The sequence below is a fragment of the Shewanella sp. GXUN23E genome (assembly GCF_050865035.1).
Classification (GTDB): Bacteria; Pseudomonadota; Gammaproteobacteria; order Enterobacterales; family Shewanellaceae; genus Shewanella.
The window spans coordinates 37,864-57,070 of sequence record NZ_JBOZWP010000030.1 but is presented as its reverse complement, the minus strand read 5'-3'; the positions used below and the strand labels follow the sequence as shown (position 1 = coordinate 57,070).

Sequence of the window (19,207 nt, the reverse complement as noted above, 5' to 3'; positions counted from 1 at the left end):
AAACCGGGTGGATTGGGTAAAAGCAACAGGGAGCCGAGTGGCTCCCTGTAAGATCAGTCAATGCGGACTGTTGATGGCCCCTTAACAGGCAGCGATGGCGCTGCGCAACTCCTGCCAGGCGCTGGCCACCAGACGATAGTCAGGATCTTCCAGCTCGCGGGTCGCCTGACTCAAACAGGCAGTCATCTTCTCATCCAATGACACCAAATCTGTACTGCCTTCACTTTCCATCTCAGCCAGTACCACCGCAAAGTGGCCCTGCAGATAACCGCTGGCAAACAGGGCATCGTCATCACCACTGGCCACAATGGACTCAATCCAGTTATCCAGTGTCTGTTCGTACTTCTCTAACATGATGTCTCCGTCTTGCTTGAAATCTTCACTGTGGGTCACACCAGCGCAGGACTGGCAACCTGATACATTACATAATCATGGAACCCGGTCGTTACCCGATAATAACCACACAGTTCCTGATCCAGTTGAGGGTCGCCACTATCCACGATCAGCGGCCGACCTTCAAGTGCTTTAAGTTTGGTTTTGGTAGCGACCAGAACAATATTGTCTTTGCCAACCCGGCGGATAAGCTCTGGCGATAACTGCTGATTCCCCCGCCCCAGAATATGCCCCTGACCGCCGATCAGGGTGATCACCAGCTTGAGCGGTTCTCCCTCGGTTTTTTCCAGCAACTGGGCGGCAGTCAAATCGCTCGCCAGCAGTTGTCGGTCTTGCACTAAATCGACACCCAGCAGGGTGTTGTCCAGCCCAAGTTCATCCATAATGGCCGCCACAGTGCTGCCCGAACCCATGATGAACAGCTCATCCTCCATCTGCTCAATCACATCGGCGGCAATATCAGCCAGCACCAGTTCATCGACTTCACGGCCGCCCATTTTCACCGCCTGCACATATCGAGGTTCAGCCGGCACCCGCATTTCACCGAAACGGCGGGCGCGCACAGTGCCCTGGCGAAACGCCACTTCGTCAATGTCCATGACATCGGCACTCATCAGGCTGACCAGCTCGCCCTGCAGCAGCATTCTGACGACTAACCCGGCTGCCAGCGGGGTTATGGCATACACCCCTGAATGGATTTTCACCCCGGCAGGCACGCCCAATACCGGCAAGGTGGTATCTACTATGCTCAGAATGTCTCTGGCAGTGCCATCGCCACCGGCAAACAGCAGCAGATCCGGCTTGACCTCCTGTGCAAGTGCCCTGGCCAGAGCCTGAGTGTCCGCCTGCGAGCTCGGCTGTGCACTTTGGTGCCACACCTGAGTTTCAAAGCCCATTTCCCGCGCCAGGGTTTCCCCCAACAGGCCACTGCCGGTGTGGATCTCTATGCGTTCTTTAAACGGCAGGAGTACCTCCAGCGCACTGCGCATACGCGCCTGCGCTCTGGGTATCGCTCCCTTTGCCAGTGCCAGCTGCGCTACACCATCGCTGCCTTTAAGGGCGACACTGCCGCCCAGTCCGGCCAGCGGATTAATCAATAGTCCCAGTTGAAAACGTCGGTCCATCATCTCATTCCCTGAACAGTGATTGCATCAGCCGTGGACTGGCAGGGTACTGCGTTGCAGTCTGGGTTCTCTGGGGATAAAGCATACCGCCAGCATAGACAGCAATGCGCAGCCTGCGGCAAATATCCAGGTCCAGGTGGCACCGCTGCCATCGCCCCAGATATAGCCGCATACCCAGATCCCCACCGCGCCGCCCAGACCAAACCCCAGACTGGCGTACAGCGCCTGCCCCTGACTTTGATGACGCTTGTCAAAATGCTGATACACAAACTGAATGGAGGCGGCATGCACCAGACCAAAGGTAAAGGCATGCAGCAACTGGCTGAGGGCAATAATCCACAAATGCTGGACGCCAAAAGCCATCATCAACCAGCGTATGGCGGTCAGCAGAATGCTGATGGCCATCAGCGGCATCACACCATAGCGGCGCAAAAGACGCGGTGCCAGCATAAACATGCCAATCTCCGCCATGACGCCCAGAGCCACCATGATCCCGGCCAGCGATTCGCTGTAACCGGCCTGCTTGAGATAAAGCACAAAGAAACCATAGAAAGGTCCGGCGCTCATTTGTAGCAGCAGGGCCGACAGCAGGAACCAGAAGATCGCTGGTGTCCAGATCTTGCCTGACGATTCAGAGCGCTCAGCCTGCTGTTGTCGCTCGGCGCGCAGCGGCATGGCGCAGGCCAGCATCCCCAGAAACAATATCATCCCCAGATACGGCACTATGCCGGCACCAAAGTACTCAATGGCAAAGCCGCCACCGACTACCAGGCAGATATAGCCGACACTGCCCCAACTGCGAATAGCGCCGTAGCGCTGGGGATTGTTGCCCAGGGTATCCAGGGTCACCACCTCCAGCTGGGCCAGAATGGCATTCCAGAAAAAGGTGTACACCACCAGACTGGCCGCCAGATACAACAGACTGCCTTCAAAAAAGAAACTGGTGTAAGTGACCGCGGCGGCAGCGGCGCCGATTTTCACCAGCTCGACCCGCATGCCGGTGCGGTCAGCCACCCTGGCCCAAACATTGGGCGCTATGATGCGGGTACCCATCACAATCGCCAGCAAGATCCCGATTTCCTGGGGATTAAAGCCGCGACTTTCAAAAAATACGCCCAGGTAGGGCACCATCACACCGAGAATAGAATAAAAGAAGAAGTAACAGGCGCTGAGCCAGAACAACTGCCGCGCCTGAAGGGTTTCACTGGGTAAAGCCTGGGTCATTTACGCATTCCCAGTACCGGTGTGCCGCTGTTGACGCCCTGATTCTGGGCGCGGTGACGCAGCAGATGATCCATCAGCACAATCGCCAGCATGGCCTCAGCAATCGGCACGGCGCGGATCCCCACACAGGGATCATGGCGGCCTTTGGTCACCACCTCGGCAGATTCACCGCGAACATTGATACTCCCCCCCGGCACACTGATGCTGGAGGTAGGCTTAAGCGCCATATGGGCGACGATCGGCTGACCGGAAGAGATACCACCGAGAATACCGCCGGCGTGATTGGACTCAAATCCGGCAGGCGTCATCAGATCTCTGTGCGCTGAGCCCTTCTGGTTCACCACAGCAAAACCATCACCGATCTCCACGCCTTTGACGGCATTGATACCCATCAGTGCGTGGGCAATATCGGCATCCAACCGGTCAAATACCGGCTCACCAAGCCCCACAGGCACATTGGTTGCGACCACTGACACCTTGGCGCCAATGGAGTCACCGGATTTTTTCAGCTCGCGCATATACTCATCGAGCGCTTCAAGCTTGCTGGCATCGGGGAAGAAAAACGGGTTCTGCTCAATTTGCGCAACATCGATATGGTCGGCCGAGATGGGGCCAAGCTGCGACAGAAAACCGTAGATTTCAATACCATGCACCTGACTTAAGTACTTTTTGGCCACTGCGCCGGCCGCCACCCGCATAGCAGTTTCCCGGGCAGAGGAACGGCCGCCGCCGCGGTAATCCCGCAGACCATATTTTTGCTGATAGGTATAATCAGCATGCCCGGGACGGAACAGCTCTTTGATATTGGAGTAATCCTGACTGCGCTGATCTGTGTTTTCAATCAGCAGACCAATGGAGGTACCTGTGGTTTTACCTTCAAACACCCCGGAGAGAATTCGGACCTCATCGGCTTCGCGCCTGGCGGTGGTGTATCTTGAGGTACCCGGGCGACGACGGTCCAGATCCTGCTGCATGTCCTGCTCAGATAACTCCAGCCCCGGCGGGCAACCATCTATGATGCAGCCCAGCGCCACACCATGGCTTTCACCAAAGGTGGTCACCACGAAATTCTGACCTATGCTGTTTCCCGACATCCGTTTTCTCTTCCTCTTATGCTAGGTTTTCTCAGAGTTAGGGTTTCTCAGAGTAATATTATTTTCAGTCGTTTACCTTTTCGCTGCAGCCTGTTGTGCTGTACTAAGCCAAGAAGCACTCAATCGCACTCATTCACATGGAGTGACACTGAGCCACACCACAAAGCATCAAATGCCGCAGTAAGCCGCAGGGAAAAGAGGGCTGCAAGCAGCCCTCATCTGACAGAGTGATTATTCCCTATCCTTATAGATGGCGAACAGTGATTCATTTTCAAGCAGCTGATCACGGGTCAGAATAAACACCCCGTCACCCCCATTTTCAAAGTTCACCCAGGTAAATGGCACTTCAGGGAACTGTTCCATCAGGTGCACCATGGAGTTACCCACTTCCACCACCAGTACGCCCTCTTCAGTCAGGTAGTCGGCAGCATTGGCCAGAATGCGCTTGGTAATGTCCAGGCCGTCACGGCCTGATGCCAGACCGATTGCCGGCTCATGATGATACTCATTGGGCATATCATCGATATCTTCCTGATCCACATAAGGAGGATTGGAAACAATCAGATCATACTGTGGGCCTTTGGGAAGCGCGCTGAACAGATCCGATTGCATCGGGAACACCCTGTCCATGACCCCCAGGTTCTCGACGTTAATCTGCGCCACATCCAGAGCATCTTCGCTGATATCCAGCGCATCCACTTCGGCATCTTCAAACTCATAGGCACAGGCGATGGCGATACAGGCACTGCCGGTACACAAATCCAGAATACGTTTCACCGGCTTGTTATACAGCCAGGGCGCAAAACCGCTTTGGATCATCTCGCCGATGGGCGATCTTGGTACCAATACCCTTTCGTCCACATAAAACTGCAGACCACAGAAATAAGCCACATTGGTCAGGTAAGGCACGGGCACCCGCTCACGCACACGACGCAAAATCATCTCAACAATCTTGTGCTTTTCGCTGCTGGTCAGATTGGCATGGATCACCTGCTGTCCCAGTTCATCAGGCAAATGCAGGGCATGCAGCACCAAAGCCACGGCTTCATCCCACGCATTGTCGGTACCATGACCATAATAAATACCCGCATCGTTGAAGCGACTGACCGCCCAGCGCAGCATATCGCCAATGGTTTTCAGCTCAGTAACGGCTTCATCTACAAAGATCTTGTCCAAAACAGACTCCTGCAATCAATTTACCGCCATTGTAACTGATGAGAGGCTACAAACGACAGCAAACATTTCCCGCCCGGCAGTGGCTTTTGCTGACCTGATAACTCACATAAATGGCGAGTTTAAGGTAAAATGGCGCCATGAATACTAAAAACCCTCATCAAACCAACGACTCCTTCGCGGACATCTTCGCTGATGTCAAACCGCTTGCGCAGGACAGGCAGCACTTTGGCACGCCGCTAAAAGACAAAGTTAAACTGGTGGAAAAGCTGGTGACCATCGAAGCTGACAGTTACTTTTCAGACACTTACCAACCGCTGTTGCCCGTCGAAGGGCCAATGCGCTGGATGCGACCGGACTGTGACAGTTTTGAGCTAAAGCGACTGCGCCGCGGTGACTATGTACCGGATTTACTACTGGATCTGCATGGCTACCGGCAAAGTGAAGCCAAGCTGGAACTGGCGGCATTAATTCATGCCTGTGTGAAAGAGAACATTCAGTGCTGCTGCGTGATGCATGGCTATGGCAGCGGTATTCTTAAACAGCAAACCCCTATGTGGCTGGCCCAACATCCCAAAGTGAAAGCCTTCCATCAGGCGCCCAAAGAATGGGGCGGCGATGCTGCGGTGCTGGTGCTGGTGGATATCGGCGATGAGCCCCATCGCCGATGATGCTGTTCTGGCGCTATTATGCTGGCAGACAGATAACACACCAGCGTTATTGGTGACGGGAATAGAGCAACATCAGCAAGATAACGCTCAACGGTTGCCGCGCAAACCCGTCTGCTGAGCTTAAGCGGGTATTTTTAATGGGCATTTTGGGTGGTCATTTAATGACCAGCAACAGAATGCGTCGCCGGCTTTCAGTCATATAAAAGCAAAAGCGCCATTGGCGCTTCTTTGCTTTGGGTCATAACAACAACTCACTTGCTGCGATTCCCTTGCGGCAATCGTCCTGCAGATGACCACCCCCTCCAGGCTGTTTGGCCCAAGAGTTTTCAGACATGCGCAAAGAGCAGAGATAGCCCGCAGACAGAACTAATCCGACTATACCAGCCCCCGCCCCGACTGAATGATGCAGCGACGTGTCTACTGCGCCTTTAGCCTTTATTTATTTGGCCTTTGGACGTTAGCCAATAGTGTGCGGCGCTTCGAGCCAGCCCAAACTGGCACGCTCACCATGCACGTCTATCATGCTGATGGCCGAGGTAGCAAACAAAGGCGGCTCTATGCCTCTGACAATATCGCTGACCAGATATCCCAGCAGCGGCATATGAGAAACCACCAGCACTTTATCGGCTTTGCAATGCATGGCGTAAGCCTGGATAAGAGACGCAGCTTTAGCCGGATCAGCATTTGGCACCAGTTCATCCAACATCATAAGCTTGCGTGGCTGGGGAAATTGACTGGCCGCCTCCTGCCAACTTTGCTGAGCACGCAGATAAGGACTGACCAGTACCAAATCAAATGCAGCAACACGACCGGTCAACCAATTGGCCATCTGGCGGGTTTGGTAACGACCCAAATCAGTCAGTACACGCTCTCGGTCTGACAACGCATCGAAGCTGGCTTCACCATGCCTCATTAGAAACAGCTGCATTATTGTCTCGCTTCAGGATTGTTTTTGCTTTTTGCGCAATTGTATCCCCATTTATCGGCGGTAAAAACCGCTCGAGGCTAAATCTTTAGTCGAGCATGTCCAGTTTGTTTGCCAAACGTCGCGACTGGTCTCAATATATAAGCTGACTATTCCAAAGGAGCCGGCTCTTGTCTTCTCAATCAGCGCTCATTTCCAGTCCCAATGACAACCGCCAATACCGTTATCTGACGTTACCCAATGCCCTGAGAGTATTGCTGGTTCAGGATGAGCAATCGCAGCAGGCCGCCGCATCAATGGCAGTGAATGTCGGTCACTTTGATGATCCTCTGGACCGTCCGGGCATGGCGCATTTCCTCGAGCACATGCTGTTTCTGGGCACAGAGCAGTTTCCCGATCCCGCTGAGTATCACGCTTTTATTAACCGCCATGGCGGCAATAACAACGCCTGGACAGGAACGGAACACACCAATTTTTTCTACAGTCTGGATGCGGACGCCTTTGAAGCGTCCCTGGAGCGTTTCAGTCAATTTTTTGTCGCCCCTTGCTTTAATCTCGATCTGGTAGACAGGGAGCGTCAAGCAATTGACGCCGAGTACAGCATGAAGCTGAAGGACGACATTCGCAGGGTTTATCAGGTCCACAAAGAAACCGTCAATCAGGCTCATCCTTTTTCAAAGTTTTCAGTGGGGAATCAAATCACTCTGGGAGGAGATAAAACCCAGCTACGCAATGAGTTGCTGCAATTTTATGATACTCATTACAGCGCCAACCTGATGACTTTGTGCCTGGTTGCCCCACTGCCCCTGGATACCTTGGAGCAACTATCACGTCAATATTTTGACGACATTAAAAACAAGCAGCTCATCAAATGCTACCCTGCTGAGCCTCTGTACCAACATGAAGAGCTTACCCGTGAAGTCCTGATCGTTCCGCTGAAAGAGCAAAAACGGCTGACCATCAGCTTCGCACTGCCCGGAATAGACAGTTACTATCGTTCCAAACCCCTGACGTTTATCAGTCATTTGCTTGGCAATGAATCACAGGGAAGCCTGCTGCATTACTTTAAGGAACAGGGCTGGGCGACGGCTTTGTCTGCCGGTGGTGGGATCAATGGTTACAACTTTAAAGATTACAACATCAGCGTTCAATTGACAGACGCTGGTCTGGCGCAAATTGACCATTTGACGGAAGCCTGTTTCGCCTTTATCCAATTGGTGCGGGAGCACGGACTACAGGACTGGCGTTACAACGAGCGGGCCAGCCTGCTGGAGGTGGCTTTCCGGTTTCAGGAACCAATAAAACCAATGGATTTGGCCAGCCATTTGAGCATCAACATGCAACATTATGAGGCGGCAGACACCATCTATGGCGATTATCGGATGGATGGACTGGACAGGGATGAATGTCTGGCGCTGCTGCAATATATGACGCCATCCAATATGCGGCTGCAGCTGATTGCCCCTGAGCTTGACACCGACAAACAGGCAAAATGGTATCACACGCCTTATCTATCAAGGCCTATCGACCCCGCGCGACTGCAGCAGTGGCAGCACCCGGTTTGCATCCGTGACCTGGCATTGCCACAGGCGAACCCTTTTATCGTCAGCAATCCGCAGGCTCGGCCCGGAGGCAGTGAGTCGCCGGTTCCAATAATCGTAGCCGAAGGCAAAGGCTACCGGATATGGCACAAGAAAGATGATGAATTTCAGGTACCCAAAGGTCATCTGTATCTGTCCCTCGATTCAGAAAAAGCCAGCTCTACCCCCAGAGAGGCCGCGCTGACGCGTCTGTATGTTGAAATGCTGCAGGACTATCTGACCGAGTACACCTATAACGCCGAAGTTGCCGGTCTGAACTACACCATTTATCCCCATCAGGGTGGTTTGACATTGCATTTGTCGGGTCTTACCGGTAATCAGGAAAAACTGCTGGCGCTCATCATAGACAAAGCCAGAGAAAGAAATTTCTCCCCCTCCCGATTTCAGGCAACCAAGCGTCAACTATTGCAGGCCTGGTACAACGCGGGGCGTGCCAAACCTATCTCACAACTGTTCACCAGCCTGACAGTCACGCTGCAGCGGCGCAGTTATGAACCGGCCAGACTGGCTGAGCAGCTGGAAGATGTCACTTTGGATGATCTGCATGAACATGTGCGGGCATTTTATGAAAGGATCCATCTTGAGGGATTGGTATACGGCGACTGGCTTGAATCCGAAGCCAGACAGCTGGCCCACAGACTCAATCTGATCCTGTCGCTGGTCTCTTCTCCCAGTGAGGAATCCGAACGTCAATTGGTTGATATGTCCGGCCGGGGAACCCTGCTCAGAGAATTGAATATTCCACATCCCGACAGTGGCATTATTGTGTATTACCAGTCAGCATCGACCGAAGCCCGGGAAATGGCATTATTCAGTTTGCTGAACCACACCATGTCTTCCTCATTTTTCCACGAGCTGAGAACCCAGAAGCAGTTGGGTTATATGGTGGGAACCGGTTATCTGCCGCTGCACCGTCATCCGGGGATGATCTTCTACATCCAATCACCCAGCGCAGGTCCCCTGACCCTGTTGCAGGCCATTGACGAGTTTATCGCCGACTTTAACTATGCGGTGATGCAAATTACCACTGACCAATGGGAAGATACCAAACGCGGTCTGATCCAACAGGTTATGGAGCATGATGCCAATCAAAAGACCCGCAGCCAGCGATATTGGGCCAGCATAGGCAACAAAGATTACAGCTTTAACCAAAGAGAACAGGTGGTCGCTCAAATCAGCCAGATAAGTCGCTCCGATCTGATCGAATTCAATATGGCTCATCTGCGAACCAAGCACGCTGACAGACTGGTAATTTATAACTGTGGCGATCAGCCGGGGGGACAGCAACAGCTGCAACACGGTACTCTGATCACCGACCTCAGACAGTTCAAAAATCAGGCGAACAAATTCAGCATGTAACGTTTCTCTGCATCGACATTTCTCAGAAAACTGCCCATCGGCAAGTCATAATCAGCTGATGGGCTCCCTCCATTGGCTGGTTAATCAGCAAATTCAGGTGTAATTGTCCCGTTTCGCGTACACAGACTGAACTGATACCGGATTGCAACCTTTGACAAATGGCGAACGTTCTGAAAAAGTTAGAGATTGCAACATTTTAAGAACTTAACACCTACACGAATAAGTCGCCCATAATGCCGAACAGAACAGCCATAATAATACTGCTCAGCCTCATCTCACTCCTTGTTCCCCGCGGTGTGTTTGCTCTTACCTCAAGCCCCTACCCCATCAAACTGAATGCCAAATCCTATGGGCTGGAGCAGGGACTATCGCAGATTGCGGTCTCGTCCATCACAGAGGATCACGATGGTTATGTCTGGGCCGGCACGCTGAATGGTCTTAACAAGTACAACGGGCAGAAGTTCAGGCACTATTTTGCAGAAGATGGCAGTGAGTTACCCAGTTCATTTATCAGGCGACTATTTACCGACAGCAAAGGCAGGGTATTTATTGGTACAGACAATGGATTGGTCATTTATGACAGTACCAGAGACAAATTCTATACCCCCGGCAAAATAAGCCATCTCAACAACCAGTCGATTTCATCAATCTCAGAGGTCAGTGACAAAATACTGATAAGCACCACCAGCTCAGTTTACGTACTGGATGACGCCTTCAACACTATTGATGAAATATACAGCAATCAGAGTATCGAAATAAAAGATGTAAAAAAAATCGGCAGTTATATTTATGTCCTGACCTATGACACCAAACTGATTATTTCCTCACCCGCCACCCCCCAAACACTCGACAATATCAAAGACATTGCGGTACTGACTGACCTGCTCATCGCAACCAGAAATAACGACACTCTGCTTATCAGTGGTTTGGAACGTATTGAACTGGATATTAATCTGGATTATCTGTCACAAACCACGGTCGATAACAATCTTGTCGGCATCAATAACAATAAACTATACCGGATATTTCCTGATACCTCTGTAGAATATCTTGGCAGCCTGCCAATCCAGAGCACTGATATTTCCTCCATCAAGACCATCGACAGTACCACTTATATCACTACATTTAACCGCGGTTACTATGCCACATCAGACAAGATGAACATTCTGGCCGACTCTGAGTTATTTGACTCCTATATCTGGGATATCAAGAGAACCGACGGCGGCAACATTTTAATATCAGATGGCTCAGAGAAACTGTTTGTCCTCAATGACAACCTGCAAATCACCGACACCATTCATCTTGGATTTGATGGCCACAAGAAGCTTTGGATAGTCGGCAATTATATTTATTTGAGCTCTCAGCAAGGCCTCTTTGAAGTCGATTTGCAACATTCCACCTGCAAACTGGTCCTGGAAGGCAATTACTGGAGCATTACCGGCGATGACCACACTATCTACCTGGGATCTGACAACGGCACCATCACTACCCTGGATCTGAGCACCGGAATCTCACGCGTTCATACCATCGACCCTAACGGTTTCCCGATATTTGATCTGCTGGTGACAGATACCCCGGATAACACTCTATGGATTGCGACTCAAGGTGGACTGTATACATTTGATGACAACAAGACCAGTACGGTGCTGAGTAAATTCGTTACGTCACTTTATGAACAGGGAAATTACATCTACTTCGGCAGCAACAGCGGGTTATCCCGTTTCAATAAAGTATCAAATAAAATCGAAGATGTGTTCATCAATAACAAACCTATTTACTCGATCACCTCAAAAGCCGATATTTTATACCTGTCATCTGATAAAGAAGTATTGGTTTATGATACAGGCAACAAACAACTACTATCGCTGAACAAATCTTATGGCAGCAAAGATGAGTATAATCTGCAATCCATTGTTGCCCTGCCCAATGCCATTATCCTCGGCAGTGTTGATGGTTTATCAATACTCTCCTTTGATACCCTCAACAGAGTGCTTGATGATGAAGCAGCACCGGGAATAAGCCTGGAAGAACTGAAGATATTCAACCAGACGGAAGTGGTTGGCAGCAGTTATTTACCATTGACACTGAATCATTTAAGAACCCTGAACCTCAAATACTCCGATTATCCTTTTACCCTGACATTCAGCTCTCCACGCAGTCAGGACGTCAGTATCTTCTACCAGCTTGATGGGCTGTCTGAAAACTATGTCAAAGCCGTGGATATCAACGCAGCGACTTATACCAATCTGTCTCCCGGTAATTACACGCTGAATGTTTACGCAATTGATAATCTGTCCAAAAAACAAGGCCAGACCAAATCCATCAATATTAATGTTACACCGCCATGGTGGTTATCAATACAAGCCAAGATGGTGTACTTACTGATCGCCTTCCTTTTCCTCTCTGCCATCGCCAAAGCCATTTTCAGACGGCGGGAAGTGCAAAAAAAGATTGTTCAGAGTGAAGAGCGCCTCAAGCTGTCGTTATGGGGCAGCGGCGATGAAATGTGGGACTGGGATATCGAATCGGGACAAATCTACCGCTCCAATATCTGGGGCTCACTGGACTTTCCCAAAGATGGCCAGCGCTCGGGCGAGCCCGGCGAAGAAAGTAACATTCATCCATTGGATCAGGAGCGGGTCAGAGATGCGCTGAACAGTCACTTCAAGGGAGAAACAGAGCACTTTGAAGCCGCCTACCGGGTCAGAGGCAAAAGTGGTGCCTGGATATGGATCCTCGACCGAGCCAAAATTGTCGAGCGTGACGAGCAGGATCGCGCCGTGCGAATGACCGGTACTATCAAGAACATCAGTAACTTCAAACAAACCGAAGAACAATTGAAGCTGTTTGAGCGCGCAATTCGCAACATGTCTGAAGGGATGTTTATTCTCGACGACAATTTCAGATTTGTCGCCGTCAACGAAGCCTGCTGCCAACTATCCCACCGCCCGCGGGAAGAGTTTATCGGCGCGGAGTTGAATTTCGAGCTATATCCGGAAAATTATTCAAAACAAGTCAAACAACTCCTCAATAAGCACGGTCGCTGGCACAGCGATGTCGAGGCCAGCAGGGGGGACAACAGCCGCTTCCTGATGGAGCTCACCGTGGATGCCATTTATGGTGAAGCCGGAGTTATCTCCCATTATGTCGGCGTATTTTCAGACATTACCCGCCGGAAAAATCAGGAAGAAGAGCTGAGAAAACTGACCAATAATGATGTGCTTACCGGCCTGCCCAACCGCTCGAACATGCAGGTCACGCTGAGTAACCTGGTCAAGAAAGACAGTCATCACACTCTGATGGTCATAGACCTGGATAACTTTAAAAAAATCAATGATTCACTCGGCCATCAGGTAGGTGATGAATTGCTGGTGCTAGTTGCCAGAAGGCTGGAGCAATCCATCCCCAGACACACAGGTCTCTATCGTCTGGGTGGGGATGAATTTGCCATTCTCGAAGACAAGTTACCTGATATCGGCTCAGGTGCGACCATTGCCTCCCGAATCATCGAAAGTTTTGCCACACCTTTTGATATCGGCGGAGAGAAGCTGGTCATAGGTCTGAGCATAGGCATAGTGCTCTATCCGGAAGATGAGCAGAATGAACAGGCGCTGCTGCGAAAAGCCGATATCGCCATGTATCACGCCAAATCCGCAGGCGGCAACAGATATCAGTTTTATTCAGAATCACTCAACAAGAATGCCATTCGCCAGCTGGAAATTGAAAATCTGATCCGCGAAGGCCTGCGCAAAGACTATTTTCAGGTGCATTATCAGCCCAAATACGACATCAAATCAAACCGTCTGACAGGTATGGAAGCCTTGGTCAGACTGGCGCACCCGGAGAAAGGCCTGATCTCCCCCGGGGAGTTCATTCCGTTGGCAGAAGAGAATGGACTGATTGTTGAAATTGGTGATCTGGTGTTGAAAAAAGCCTGCTTTGCGGCACAGAGCTGGCGCGAGCAGGGACTATTCAGTGGCCGGGTTGCTGTCAATTTATCGTCGCACCAGTTTGCCCTGCCGGATCTGCAGCAGCGGATCGAGTCAATTTTACAACTGACCCGGTTACCTGCTGCCAACCTCGAGCTGGAAATCACTGAGGGCACGGTAATAAAGCAACCTGAAAAAGCCATCAAGGTGATGCAGCAACTCAGTAAAATGGGCGTCAGTCTGGCGCTGGATGACTTTGGCACCGGGTATTCGTCACTCTCCTACCTGAAGCGATTCCCTATCAATACCCTGAAAATTGACAAGGCTTTCGTCGACGATATCGATAAGTCTGACAGGGATTTAAAAATGGTGGACTCCATCATTACCATCGCCCACAACATGGGGCTTTCCGTGGTCGGTGAAGGGGTGGAACTGGCAGCCCAACTGTCATTGCTTAAAGCGTTGAACTGTGAAGAAATTCAGGGATTCCTTTACAGCAAAGCGCTGCCGGAACATGAATTCACTTTGCTGTTGGAGCAGCAGGCCAAAGTGAAACAGTCTGCCGTCAGCTGATTAAACCCGCACACTTATTTGCCACAGGCCTCATCTTACAGTGAGGCCTGTTGTTTTTACCACCACACACCAACACATTCAAAACATTGGCACAGCATTTGAATAACATCTCTCGGTGTCAAATAAATCATTAACCAATTGAAACTAAGAGAGATTAGAAATGAAAAAATTTACCAAAGCTTCCGTAACCCTCGCTGTGGCCGCTGTTGTAGGTGTAGTGGGAGCCTTTACCTTTGCTCAAAGCGACGCAACTGAAACTGCGGGTTGGGGTCCTCGCATCAAGTTCGTTGAGCAGACCGCCGGATGGGGCCCACGCATCAAGTTCGTTGAGCAGACCGCCGGTTGGGGCCCACGCATCAAGTTCGTTGAACAGACTGCCGGTTGGGGTCCACGTATCAAGTTCGTTGAGCAGACCGCCGGTTGGGGTCCACGTATCAAGTTCGTTGAACAGACTGCCGGTTGGGGTCCACGTATCAAGTTCGTTGAGCAGACCGCCGGTTGGGGTCCACGCATCAAGTTCGTTGAACAAACTGCCGGTTGGGGTCCACGCATCAAGTTCGTTGAACAGACTGCCGGTTGGGGTCCACGCATCAAGTTCGTTGAACAGACTGCCGGTTGGGGCCCACGTATCAAGTTCGTTGAACAGACCGCCGGTTGGGGTCCACGTATCAAGTTCACCGAGCAGCAAGTTGCCTGATCTCCTGACCAATAAACAATACCGACGAGGTGCAGTATGTTTAAATTAATCGTTAAAGCGCTCAAGCAGGAAAAGCAACTGAACAAGAATATGGTTAAGTGTGACCGTAAAAAAGTTCAGCTGCCAGAAGGGCTTAATACCCTGGAAGTGATCCCGGCCAAAGGTTGGTGGGGATGAGCAGAGTGGTCGGTCGCGGGGAGCAGCCCTCCCCGCCGCCACTGTCTGCCGGAGTACAGGTGGTGACCCACAATATCGACAGCGGAATATTCCGCTTCCCCAAATAAAAAAGCGGCATTAACTGGCCGCTTTTTTATTGGATTTCAACCGCTATCTTCCTCAGACCGGAAAGAAGCTACCGTCCTCTGCAGCCATCTTTTTCAGCAACTCGCAAGGTGCAAATCGATCACCGAATTGCTGCTGATAGCTTTCCAGCATCTCCACCAGGCGTTTGCTGCCAAGGGTGTCCATATAGCGGAACGGTCCTCCGAGGAAAGGTGGGAAGCCAATGCCAAACAGCGCACCGATATCGCCATCCCGTGGCGATGCGATAATCCCCTCTTCCAGACAACGGGCCGCCTCATTGAGCATCTGCACGATACAGCGACGGGAGATCTGATTGTGATCCAGTGCGCCGGAAGGAGTAATACCCAGCACAGAATACACGGTCTCATCCACCTTCTTGCCCTTCTTCGGCGCCTTATCGCCATAGAGGTAGAATCCCTTACCGTTCTTGCGGCCCTTACGGTCATCCGCCATTAATTTGTCGAACGCAGCGGGCGCAACAAAGCGACTGCCCAGTTCCTTCTCCAGAATGGGGGAAATTTTGGCACCAACATCTATGCCCACTTCGTCCAGCAAAGTGATGGGCCCCACCGGAAAGCCGAACTTCACCAGCGCTTTATCCAGATTTTCCACCGACTGACCTTCCAGCAGCACCTGCGCCGCTTCGTTCATATACAGTGCCAGGATGCGGTTCACATAAAAACCGGCGCAGTCCTGCACCACTATCGGGGTTTTGCCCTGCTTCTTGGCGAATGCCACTGTAGTGGCAATGGTCTGTGGGGACGTGCCGGCGTGAGCAATCACTTCCACCAGCGGCATTTTATCCACGGGCGAGAAGTAATGCAGACCAATCACATTCTCAGGGCGCTCAGCCGCCTGGGCGATCTGGGTGATTGGCAACGACGAGGTGTTAGAGGCAAAAATGGTATCCGGGCCACACTCACGCTCAATGTCTTTAACCATCTGGTGCTTGAGCGCGAGATCTTCAAATACTGCTTCAACCACTATGTCGGCATCTTTCACGCCACGATAATCCGTGGTGGTGGTCATCAGTGCCATCAGCTGATCCCGCTCAGTCGCCCGCATATGGCGGCGCTTCACCCGGGTATCCAGCAATTTATAGGCATAAGACAGCGCATTGGATAAGCCCTTCTCATTGATATCCTTCACCCGCACCGGAATTTTGGCCTTGGTGGTGGTCACTGAGGCAATACCACCGCCCATCAAACCGCCACCCAGCACCACCGCCTTTTTCACCTTCGCGGGTTTGGTGTCCCCTGCCCCGGTTTCCTTTTTCATTTCCGTGATGGCGAAAAACACCGCGCGCATCGCCGCCGATTCAGGGGTCATCACCAGCTCGGCAAAATGACGGGCTTCCACTTCCAGCCCTTTTTGCATGCCCTTATCCATGCCCTGACGCACGCAGTCGATGATTTTGGCAGGTGCAGGGTAATTACCCTGAGTTTTCTTCATCACCTGCTTGGCCGCCTGATCAAAAATGATGTTGCGACCCACACCGTTGCTTTCCAGCACCCGGTTCATCAATGGCTGCTTGGGCTTAACTCGGCTTAATTTACCCTTGAGAGCCATCTCAATCGCAGTTTGCTCAAGGATCGAGGCTGGCACCATGTCATCCACCAGCCCCATTTTCAGCGCCTGTTTGGGACGAATTTGCTTGCCGGTCAGCATCATATCCAGCGCCGTGGTGACCCCTACCAAACGTGGCAGACGCTGGGTGCCGCCGCCCCCGGGCAGCAGCCCCAGCTGCACTTCCGGCAGGCCCAGCATGGTCTTGCCATCGTCACTGCACACCCTTTGATGACAAGCCATGGCCAGCTCCAGGCCACCGCCCAGACAGGCACCGTGAATGGCAGCCACCACCGGGATATTCAGGCCTTCCAGTTGGGCAAATACCTGATGACCCTGGCTGGACAATGTTCTGGCATCCTCCGCCGTTTTACAGGCATCCAGCATGCCGATATCAGCGCCGGCGACAAAGGAATCCGGCTTGCCGGAAATCAGCACCAGCCCTTTGATGGCACTGTCAGACTGGATTTCATTGAGCACCTGAGTAACTTCTTCGGCAAATTCAGCTTTGAGGGTGTTCATGGTCTCGCCGGGAACATCCATCACCAGCAGCGCAATACCATCTTCACGGCGCTTGAGGTTAAAAGTCTTTTCCATGACGATCACTCCACTTCCACTATCATTGCAGCACCCAAACCACCGGCCGCGCAGGCCGTGGTCAATCCAATTCCGCCACCGCGGCGTTTCAGTTCGTTACACACCTGAGTGATCAGCCGCGTACCTGTGGCCGCAAACGGGTGACCGTAGGCCAGCGAGCCGCCGAGCACGTTGAACTTGTCCATATCGATTTCGCCAATGGCGCGGTTGCGTCCCAGCTTTTCCTCGGCAAACTTCTTCGATCCAAACATCTTCATATTCGCCAGCGCCTGGGCGGCAAAGGCTTCATGCATTTCAATCAGCGTCAGATCTTCCAGCTCCATACCGGCACGGGCCAGTGCCAGAGGCGTGGCATAAGAAGGTCCCATCAGCATGTCTTCCCACACATCAATGGCGGAGAACGCATAACTCTTGATATAACCAATAGGCTGATAACCCAGTGCCTTGGCCTTGCCCTCACTCATCAGGATCACCGCCGACGCACCGTCGGTGAGCGGCGTGGCATTGGCGGCGGTCACTGTGCCGTGTCTGCGGTCAAATACCGGCTTGAGTTTGGCATAGGAGGCCAGTTCGGAATCTTTACGGATATTGTTGTCTTCATCGATGAAGGACTTGTAAGGCGGCACATGAGCCACCATCACCTCATCACGCAGCACTCCGGACGCCCAGGTTTGGGTTGCCAAAGTATGGGAGCGGTGTGCCAGTGCATCCTGATCGGCGCGGCTGATGCCATGGGTCTTGGCCATCTGCTCAGCTGTCTGGCCCATCGACAGGCCAGTGGTGTATTCCGCGACTGCGGGGGGAACCGGCAACAGATCTTTGAGACCCAGACGGCGGAAAATTGCCAGCTTCTGACCAAAGCTTCTGGCCTTGGTCAAATCCACCAGCGCCCGCGCCAGCTTTTTGGAGACACCAATGGGCAGCACAGAAGAGGAATCTGCGCCGCCGGCCATACCGATATCAATGTTGCCGGCCATAATGGACTCGGCAATATTCACAGTCGATTGAAAACTGGTGGCACAGGCGCGGGTGACACTGTAAGCATCGGTGGCGACATCCATCCCTGTAGTCAGCACAATTTCCCGGGCGATATTGGGCGCGGCTGGCATCTGCACCACCTGGCCATACACCAACTGTTGAATCAGCTTAGGGTCCAGCTCGGCACGGGCAATCAGTTCATTGACCACCATGGCGCCCATCTCCAGCGCCGATACCCCGTGAAATGCCGTCGCCTGTTTGGCAAAGGGCGTTCGCAGCCCGGCAACTATGGCTATCCTCTCGCCTCGGCGGTTGACTAATTCTTGTCTGTCACTCATTTGTCATCCTTATTCCTTGCCGGGTCATGGCTTGCCACGGCTAAATTGTCATGCGTTAAAACCGTCCCTGTTTCCCTGAAAACGACGCTTCAATGCCCATTTCAGAGAAAACACCAACAGGTCAGACCAATAGAAGTGTGATCCGATTCTAACTTCTTGCCGCCAAGTTTTAAACACCTGTTTGTATTTTGCTGTAAAACGGTTGCCGTCAGGCATTTTGCACCGGCAATCCGCAGGTTCAAACACTATTGCGACGGCCAGTACCCACCCGCAGTTACGCTTATCGCCGGCTCGCCCAGCAACCCATTGGCGGAATTAATTTCTGTCCATAAGTGAATGGCTCCCTTGAAACTTCTTCAGGAAATGGCAGTCTATTGTGGGTGTTGGCGCTATGGGTTTGGTGTATCGGTAAAATGCGATAGCCAGTGAGACATTTGCCCGGCGTTACAGGCTTTCGATGCATTATTGCGGTCGGTAATTGCCATGCATAAGGCTGACTGGCGGAAAGCCGAGATGTCGGTTGACCAAGCAGAAGGCGGTAATTAACCGGATGATGATCGGAGAATGTCACTGCAGTGACGCCTCTGCTCAGTCATGCAAAAGCCGCTGGATGGCCGACAATGCGCCCACGACCGCTCAGCACAACACTGAGCCATCAATCT

General features: G+C 52.0%; 13 protein-coding genes. 4 read left to right on the top strand and 9 right to left on the bottom strand.

What is annotated here, in order from left to right; all coding sequences use genetic code 11:
- Positions 1 to 81: 81 nt before the first annotated feature.
- The 5 genes from ACRRUX_RS19575 to prmB form a co-directional block, all read right to left on the bottom strand.
- Positions 82 to 354 carry a YfcL family protein gene (locus tag ACRRUX_RS19575; protein ID WP_432533758.1) on the bottom strand — a complete coding sequence of 91 codons (273 nt, stop codon included), beginning with the start codon at positions 352 to 354 and terminating at the stop codon, positions 82 to 84.
- A gap of 35 nt (positions 355 to 389) precedes the next feature.
- Positions 390 to 1,517 carry an ATP-NAD kinase family protein gene (locus ACRRUX_RS19570; protein WP_432533762.1) on the bottom strand — a complete coding sequence of 376 codons (1,128 nt, stop codon included), beginning with the start codon at positions 1,515 to 1,517 and terminating at the stop codon, positions 390 to 392.
- 27 nt (positions 1,518 to 1,544) lie between these two features.
- A complete protein-coding gene (locus ACRRUX_RS19565) occupies positions 1,545 to 2,741 on the bottom strand; it encodes an MFS transporter (protein WP_432533756.1) in 1,197 nt (398 codons plus the stop codon).
- Positions 2,738 to 3,835 (bottom strand): chorismate synthase, encoded by a 1,098-nt coding sequence (gene aroC / locus ACRRUX_RS19560; protein WP_432533754.1) that lies wholly within the window; start codon positions 3,833 to 3,835, stop codon positions 2,738 to 2,740. Before aroC ends, ACRRUX_RS19565 begins: the two co-directional genes overlap by 4 nt.
- 231 nt (positions 3,836 to 4,066) lie before the next feature.
- On the bottom strand, positions 4,067 to 5,011 hold the full coding sequence (gene prmB, locus ACRRUX_RS19555; RefSeq protein ID WP_432533752.1) for a 50S ribosomal protein L3 N(5)-glutamine methyltransferase: 945 nt from the start codon (positions 5,009 to 5,011) through the stop codon (positions 4,067 to 4,069).
- A gap of 137 nt (positions 5,012 to 5,148) precedes the next feature.
- Between prmB and smrB the strand changes: the two genes are divergently transcribed.
- A complete protein-coding gene (smrB, locus tag ACRRUX_RS19550; RefSeq protein ID WP_432533750.1) occupies positions 5,149 to 5,679 on the top strand; it encodes an endonuclease SmrB in 531 nt (176 codons plus the stop codon).
- Positions 5,680 to 6,136: 457 nt separating this feature from the next.
- Here smrB and sixA read toward each other — a convergent pair whose 3' ends face one another.
- A complete protein-coding gene (gene sixA, locus ACRRUX_RS19545) occupies positions 6,137 to 6,607 on the bottom strand; it encodes a phosphohistidine phosphatase SixA (protein ID WP_432533748.1) in 471 nt (156 codons plus the stop codon).
- 167 nt (positions 6,608 to 6,774) lie between these two features.
- Between sixA and ACRRUX_RS19540 the strand changes: the two genes are divergently transcribed.
- Entirely contained in the window at positions 6,775 to 9,564 is a 2,790-nt protein-coding gene (locus ACRRUX_RS19540; RefSeq protein ID WP_432533746.1) for an insulinase family protein, read from the top strand.
- Between the two features lie 233 nt (positions 9,565 to 9,797).
- The gene (locus ACRRUX_RS19535) at positions 9,798 to 14,066 is read left to right on the top strand and encodes an EAL domain-containing protein (protein ID WP_432533744.1); all 4,269 of its coding nucleotides are present in this window, start codon (positions 9,798 to 9,800) and stop codon (positions 14,064 to 14,066) included.
- 154 nt (positions 14,067 to 14,220) lie between these two features.
- Here ACRRUX_RS19535 and ACRRUX_RS19530 read toward each other — a convergent pair whose 3' ends face one another.
- Positions 14,221 to 14,754 (bottom strand): hypothetical protein, encoded by a 534-nt coding sequence (locus ACRRUX_RS19530; RefSeq protein ID WP_432533742.1) that lies wholly within the window; start codon positions 14,752 to 14,754, stop codon positions 14,221 to 14,223.
- A 45-nt stretch (positions 14,755 to 14,799) separates the two neighbouring features.
- On the opposite strand from ACRRUX_RS19530, the gene ACRRUX_RS19525 reads away from it, so the two are divergent.
- Positions 14,800 to 14,940 carry a hypothetical protein gene (locus ACRRUX_RS19525; RefSeq protein WP_432533740.1) on the top strand — a complete coding sequence of 47 codons (141 nt, stop codon included), beginning with the start codon at positions 14,800 to 14,802 and terminating at the stop codon, positions 14,938 to 14,940.
- Positions 14,941 to 15,099: 159 nt separating this feature from the next.
- Here ACRRUX_RS19525 and fadJ read toward each other — a convergent pair whose 3' ends face one another.
- Positions 15,100 to 17,229, bottom strand: a complete 2,130-nt coding sequence (gene fadJ / locus ACRRUX_RS19520; protein WP_432533738.1) for a fatty acid oxidation complex subunit alpha FadJ — start codon at positions 17,227 to 17,229, stop codon at positions 15,100 to 15,102.
- A 5-nt stretch (positions 17,230 to 17,234) separates the two neighbouring features.
- On the bottom strand, positions 17,235 to 18,545 hold the full coding sequence (gene fadI / locus ACRRUX_RS19515; RefSeq protein ID WP_432533736.1) for an acetyl-CoA C-acyltransferase FadI: 1,311 nt from the start codon (positions 18,543 to 18,545) through the stop codon (positions 17,235 to 17,237).
- Positions 18,546 to 19,207 lie beyond the last annotated feature (662 nt).